Source organism: Rhodococcus sp. 7Tela_A2, assembly GCF_049311045.1.
Classification (GTDB): domain Bacteria; phylum Actinomycetota; class Actinomycetes; order Mycobacteriales; family Mycobacteriaceae; genus Rhodococcus.
In genome coordinates this window covers 1-6,100 of the sequence record NZ_JAXION010000175.1, presented here as the reverse complement: position 1 = coordinate 6,100, position 6,100 = coordinate 1, and the positions used below count along the sequence as shown (strand labels likewise).

The following is a 6,100-nucleotide window of genomic DNA, read 5'->3' as shown; positions in this document are numbered from 1 at the left end:
CCATTGCCCCATGCCCCGCCCGTGGCCGTGGCCGAAACCGGAGAAGGTGTACGGCGTGTCGGCCGACACCGCTTCGACGACGCCGACCGAATCGGAACGGTTCTGCACGAGCACGCCGACGCCCGTACCGACGACCAGAGCCGGCGCGAGTCCGATCACCGCGAGACGAGCAACGGAGGGCTGCCACCCGTTCCGCAGTGGTCGTCCGATGACGAATCGTCTCCGACGGATCTTTCCTCTGCGGCCGATGGATTGTGGTGCCATGGCGTTCCGCTCCCTCGTTCTCGCATTCCGGGACGATGCACGGACTCGTAGATCGCCGGATCGGACATTTACGACCGATCCTCAAGCTCAGGTTGAGGCTTAAGGTTGCCTGGGTCTAGTGTGACAAGAGTGACGGACCAACGCAACACAAGTCACAGCAGAAACAACAGCACCACAAGTTGCACCCGATCGCGGCCATTTCGCTCTCTCGAAGCGGTCCGCGATGGAGGTTTTCGACCTCTCGGAACCCCTCCTCCGACCGCAGATCTACACGAACAGGGAGTTGCAAACAGTGCCGCATCGCCGCCCTAAGCCGTCGATCGTCCTGGGTGCCGTCGCCGCCCTGGCCGTCGCCACGCCATTTGCCGTGTCCGGACTCACCGCAGGACCGACGGAAGTTCGCACCACCAGCGACTCCGTCGAATCCGTCAGCCCAGACATTGCGGAAGTGGTGCTCGCGTCCGTACCGGACCTGATCATCCCGCTCGAGGAACTGACCGGGCTCAACCTGCCCGACATCGGTCTTGCGGAGATCATCGACGGATTGCCGCAGATCACCACCACCCCGGATCCCGACGGCGGTCCCATCGCCCGTGTCGGCGCCACGGTCAAGGAACTCACCCGGGAGACTCCGTTCAGCCTGGTCGCACTGGCCGCCGACGACATCGCCGACACCGACGCGCTGATTCGCGCGCAGAACGGCGACGGTTCATGGGGTCCGTGGTCGGTCACCGAACCCCTCGAGTCGAGCCGCAACGACACGTCCGACGACGCGCGACGCGGCACCGAGCCGATCTTCGTCGGCGCGACACGCGCGGTGCAGGTTCTCCTCACCCCGCGTCCCGGCCCCGAACCCGCGCTCGCCGGCGCGGAAGCACCGCCGGCCGAGACACCCGCCGCACCGGCACCCGACGCACCGGCACCCGATGCGCCCGCCCCGGTCGACGAAGGGCCGGTCCCGGTCGCCGGAACAGGCGGCGCGGCACCGGAACTCGGTTACGTACCCGCTTCCTCGTCGAAGCCGTTGCGCAGCCAGGAACCCGTGCTCGCGGCTGCGGAAGGCGTCAGCGCGGTCCTGATCGATCCGGGTACCGGCGAGGCCGACGGCCGGCTCGACGACATCGCGGCGCCGCTCGGCACCTCGGGCCTGAAAGTCATCGGCAGGTCGCAATGGGGTGCCGACGAGTCGCTGCGCTGCCAGAGTGCGACGTACGACGACTCCCTCGGTGGCGCCACCGTGCACCACACCGCGGGCAGCAACAACTACTCGAAGGCGGAGTCCGCGGGCATCGTCCGCGCCATCTACGCGTACCACGCGCAGACACTCGGCTGGTGCGACATCGGGTACAACGTGCTCGTCGACAAGTACGGACAGATCTTCGAAGGTCGTGCGGGCGGTCTGGAACGCAATGTGCAGGGCGCCCACGCGGGCGGCTTCAACGAGAACACCGTCGGCATCGCGATGATGGGCGACTTCTCCACGGCCGCACCGCCGGAGGTCACCGTGCAGAATGTGGGCAACTACCTCGGCTGGCGGCTCGCCGCGGCCGGTCTGGACCCCAAGGGCCGCACCACCATGTACTCGGAGGGCACGTCGTTCACGCCGTACCCGCGGGGTGCAGCGGTGGATCTGCCGATCATCTTCGCGCACCGCGACGTCGGCAACACCAGTTGCCCGGGCGACGGCGGCTACGCACAGATGAACAAGATCCGCGACATCGCCGCGGCCGCCGCCAAGGGCGCGCCGAGCGCGCCGCCGATCGTGGTGAACAATCCTCCGCGGGATGCGGGTCCCGTACCGGGCACCGGCGCGCTGCCGCCCGGCTCGGCCGAGACCGCCACGAACGTGCAGGATCTGGTCGCAGAACTGATGCGACTTGCCGAAAACAACCCGCTCGCCCGGAAATGGATCGCGGAAGGCGGCGAAACCGGCCGTCTCGGCACGGCCGTGTCGCCGATCGCACCCGCCAAGGGCGGCTTCGAGCACGCCCGGTTCGTCAACGGCGCCCTCTACTCGTCCCCCGGTGGAGACGTGTGGGCGGTGCTCGGCGAGATCTACAAGGCGTGGCAGGAATACGGACTCGACACTGGTGAGCTGGGGTTGCCCACCAGTGACGAGTACCGGGTGCCGGACGGCTGGCGTTCGGACTTCGAGTTCGGTTCGCTGATCTTCAACGAGGCCACCGGGGTCGTCACCAAGGTGCTGCGCGCCTACAACGACGCCTACGAGCAGTCGATGCAGGATCAGCCGGCCGACATCGCGGTAACCGCACCCGAGGGTGCGCCCGCGCCGGAACCGGCACCAGAACCGGTGCCTGTGGGCTGAGTCCCGCGGTTCACCGGTAGCTACGAATCACTGCCACCAGCGTTCGAGGATCCGCGCAACACCGTCCTCGTCGTTGGTGGCAGTGATTTCGTCTGCCACCGACTTCGCGTCGGGATGAGCGTTCTCCATGGCGACGCCATGGCGGGCCATCGACAGCATCGGTATGTCGTTGGGCATGTCACCGAATGCCACGATGCGGTCGTCCGAGATGTCGAGGTGACGGGCGAGCTCACGTAGCCCGGATGCTTTCGTCACGCCGGCTGCGGAGATCTCGACCAGGCCGTTGGTCGTCGAATAGGTGACGTCGACCAGTCCGTGCAACTTCGGCGCGATCGCCTCGGCCATCTCACGACTCGTCGCTCCGGCGAGCCGGATCAACAGCTTGACCGCCGGTTCGGCGATCACTTCGTGCTCGGCGAGTTCGGTGTTGTCGGGGTTGAGCCAGGCATGTTCGTAACCCGGGGAACTGACGAACTGCGGAGTGGCGGCGTCGTGCGCGCTCTCCCCCACACGCTCGGCGGCAAGGCCGCAGCCGGGAAGCACCGCAGCGGCCACCTCGGCGACCCACGCGAGCTCGTCGGCCCGGAGCACCGCAGCGCTGAGCACCCGATCGGTCGCACTGTCGTAGAGCACGGCGCCGTTCGCACACACCGCGAGGGGAGCAAACCCGAGCTGCTCGACGACGGGCGCGATCCACCGCGGTGGACGCCCCGTGGCCAGAACGAAGGGCGTACCGGAGTCGACGACCGCATGCACGGCAGCCCGAGTGCGGTCGGACACCTGCTCGGATTTGTCGATCAGGGTGCCGTCGACATCGGTGGCGACAAGGCTCGGGCGCTGTGAACTCACTCCGTCATTGTGCCGAAACGCCGCGGTCGCCGCTGTCCGGCCCTTCGCGCTCGGTCCGCTCGCGTTCCTTGCGGGCCCGGCGTTCCGCCGCGACACGCTCGTCCTCGGCGGTTGCTTCCTCGAGTGTGGGCGCCGAACCACCGAGACGGCGCGGCACCCAGTAGGCGCCGGGCTCGTGGTGATAGGCGTCCTGCACCTCGTGGAGCATCTGCTCCATCGTCGCGTGCAACTGCTCGGTCATGGCCGACGCCGGCAGATAGGGGGGAATCGGAGCGCCGACCTTGATCGTGATGGGCGTATTGGTGCGGCCCAGACGCTTGGGATGACCCTTGGTCCACACCCGCTGCGACCCCCAGATGATCATGGGGATGACCGGCACACCTGCCTCTTCGGCCATCCGCGCCGCGCCCGTCTTGAACTTCTTCAGTTCGAAGCTGCGGCTGATCGTCTCCTCGGGAAACACTCCCACCAGTTCTCCCGCGCGCAGCGCTTCGACTGCGAGGCGGTAGGAGTCGCCGGCGTCACCACGGTCGACAGGGATGTGCTTCATCGCGCGCATCATCGGCCCGGAGATCTTGTTGTCGAAGACCTCTTTCTTCGCCATGAAACGCACGTAGCGCTTCGCGGGACGGGCGGGCAGACCCGCGTAGGTGAAGTCCATGTAGCCGGTGTGGTTGATCGCGATGACCGCACCTCCGGTCGCGGGGATGTGCTCCTCCCCGGTGACGGAGAATTTCAGTCCCTGGCCTGCGAACAGAGTGCGCGCGACGCCGATGATCGTCCGGTAGAAGGGTTCCACGTCGGCCAGCGTAGCCGGGCGGCCGATGCGGTGCCGCACCCGTGGCCCCGGCGGGCTGCCGCGTGTCTCCACGGCCTCTCCACTTACCCTGGAGGTACATAGGTCAGCACGTCAGGAGGCAACGAGTGCAGATCACCAGCGTGGGCCACGCCGGGTTCCACATCCGGACCGAGGCAGGCTCCATTCTCTGCGATCCGTGGGTCAATCCCGCTTATTTCGCGTCGTGGGTACCGTTCCCCGACAACACGAGCCTCGACTGGGATGCCCTCGGCGACGTCGACTACCTCTACGTCTCGCATCTCCACAAGGACCATTTCGATCCCGGGACGCTCGGTGAGCACGTCCGCAAGGACGCCACCGTGCTGCTGCCCGATTACCCGGTGCCGGATCTGCGCCGCGAACTCGAGGCGCTCGGTTTCACGAAGTTCTACGAGACCACCGATTCGGTCAAGCACCGGATCAGCAAGGAAGGCATCCGGGACGCGCCCGACGCTCCCCTCGCTCCCGGCGAGCTCGACATCATGATCATTGCGATGCGAGCACCCGCGGACGGCCCGATCGGCGACTCCGGGCTCGTCGTCTCTGACGGCGAGACCACCGTGTTCAACATGAACGACGCGCGGCCGATCGACATGGACCCGATGCACGACGCGTTCGGTCACATCGACATCCATCTGCTGCAGTACTCGGGCGCCATCTGGTATCCGATGGTCTACGACATCCCGAAGAAGACGAAGGCCAACTTCGGCAAGCAGAAGCGCCAGCGCGGCATGGACCGCTGCCGCAGCTACATCGAGCAGGTCGGCGCGACCTGGATCGTCCCGTCCGCCGGTCCGCCGGTCTTCCTCGACGACGAACTGCGCTACCTCAACGACGACCACGGCGACGAGGGCAACATCTTCCCCGACCAGAAGGTGTTCCTCGAACAGTTGCGCATCAACGGCCGCGACGGTGGCCTGCTGATGATCCCGGGCTCGGTCGTGGACCTCGCCGGGAGCGAGAAGATGACACTGGCCCATCCGATCCCCGAGGACGAGGTCGAGGCGATCTTCACGAACAAGGCCGCCTACATCGAGGACATGGCTCAGCGCTTCGCGCCGGTCATCGCCGCGGAGAAGGCCACGTGGGCGCCGGCCGACGGCGAGCCGCTGTTGCCCGCACTCAGGGCGAAGTTCGAGCCGATCATGGCGCAGTCCGATCTCATCTGTGACGGCATCGGCTACCCCGTCGGCCTCGTGATGGGCGACGAGACCGTGGTGCTCGACTTCCCCAAGCGCATCGTCCGCGAGCCCGTCGAGGGAGAAGGCAAGTACCGCTACGGATTCCGCATCGCGCCGGAGATCGTCCGTACGGTGCTACGCGACGACGAGCCGGACTGGGTCAACACGATCTTCCTCTCGACACGCTTCACCACGTGGCGGGTCGGCGGGTACAACGAGTTCCTGTACACGTTCTTCAAGTGCCTCACCGACGAGCGCATCGCGTATGCGGACGGCTGGTTCGCGGAGGCGCACGACGACTCGGCGTCGATCGAGCTGGGCGGTTACGAGATCCAGCGGCGCTGCCCGCACCTCAAGGCCGACCTGTCGAAGTTCGGGGTGGTGGACGGCACCACGCTCACCTGCAACCTGCACGGCTGGCAGTGGGATCTCGAATCGGGGCGGTGCAAGACCTCCAAGGGCCACGAACTGCGCAGCAGCAAGGCCTGACGGGCACCGCCCCGCCCGATTATTCCGCCGCTCGCCGCTGTCCGACCCGGGCGGGGGGGGGGGGGGGCGGGGGGGGGGCGGGGGGGGGGGGGGCGGGCGCGGGTCGCCGGCTCGCCGAGGCGAACCGGCTGGGATTCACCCGCGGAGTGGTCC

4 protein-coding genes and 1 pseudogene are annotated in these 6,100 nt (G+C 67.3%); 2 read left to right on the top strand and 3 right to left on the bottom strand.

Annotated features, from left to right (window positions below; genetic code table 11):
* Positions 1 to 264: pseudogene (locus TVH25_RS20440) on the bottom strand (stage II sporulation protein); the annotation flags it as partial.
* A gap of 292 nt (positions 265 to 556) precedes the next feature.
* Here TVH25_RS20440 and TVH25_RS20435 point away from each other — a divergent pair.
* Positions 557 to 2,590, top strand: coding sequence for an N-acetylmuramoyl-L-alanine amidase (locus TVH25_RS20435; protein WP_422425337.1), 2,034 nt, complete (start codon positions 557 to 559; stop codon positions 2,588 to 2,590).
* Between the two features lie 27 nt (positions 2,591 to 2,617).
* On the opposite strand, the gene TVH25_RS20430 is transcribed toward TVH25_RS20435, so the two are convergent.
* Complete coding sequence (locus TVH25_RS20430; protein WP_169620786.1) at positions 2,618 to 3,439, bottom strand: HAD family hydrolase; 822 nt, start codon at positions 3,437 to 3,439, stop codon at positions 2,618 to 2,620.
* 4 nt (positions 3,440 to 3,443) lie between these two features.
* Positions 3,444 to 4,238: a lysophospholipid acyltransferase family protein gene (locus TVH25_RS20425; protein ID WP_169652241.1), complete on the bottom strand. Its 795-nt coding sequence runs from the start codon at positions 4,236 to 4,238 to the stop codon at positions 3,444 to 3,446.
* A 125-nt stretch (positions 4,239 to 4,363) separates the two neighbouring features.
* On the opposite strand from TVH25_RS20425, the gene TVH25_RS20420 reads away from it, so the two are divergent.
* Complete coding sequence (locus TVH25_RS20420) at positions 4,364 to 5,947, top strand: Rieske 2Fe-2S domain-containing protein (protein WP_169652242.1); 1,584 nt, start codon at positions 4,364 to 4,366, stop codon at positions 5,945 to 5,947.
* Positions 5,948 to 6,100 lie beyond the last annotated feature (153 nt).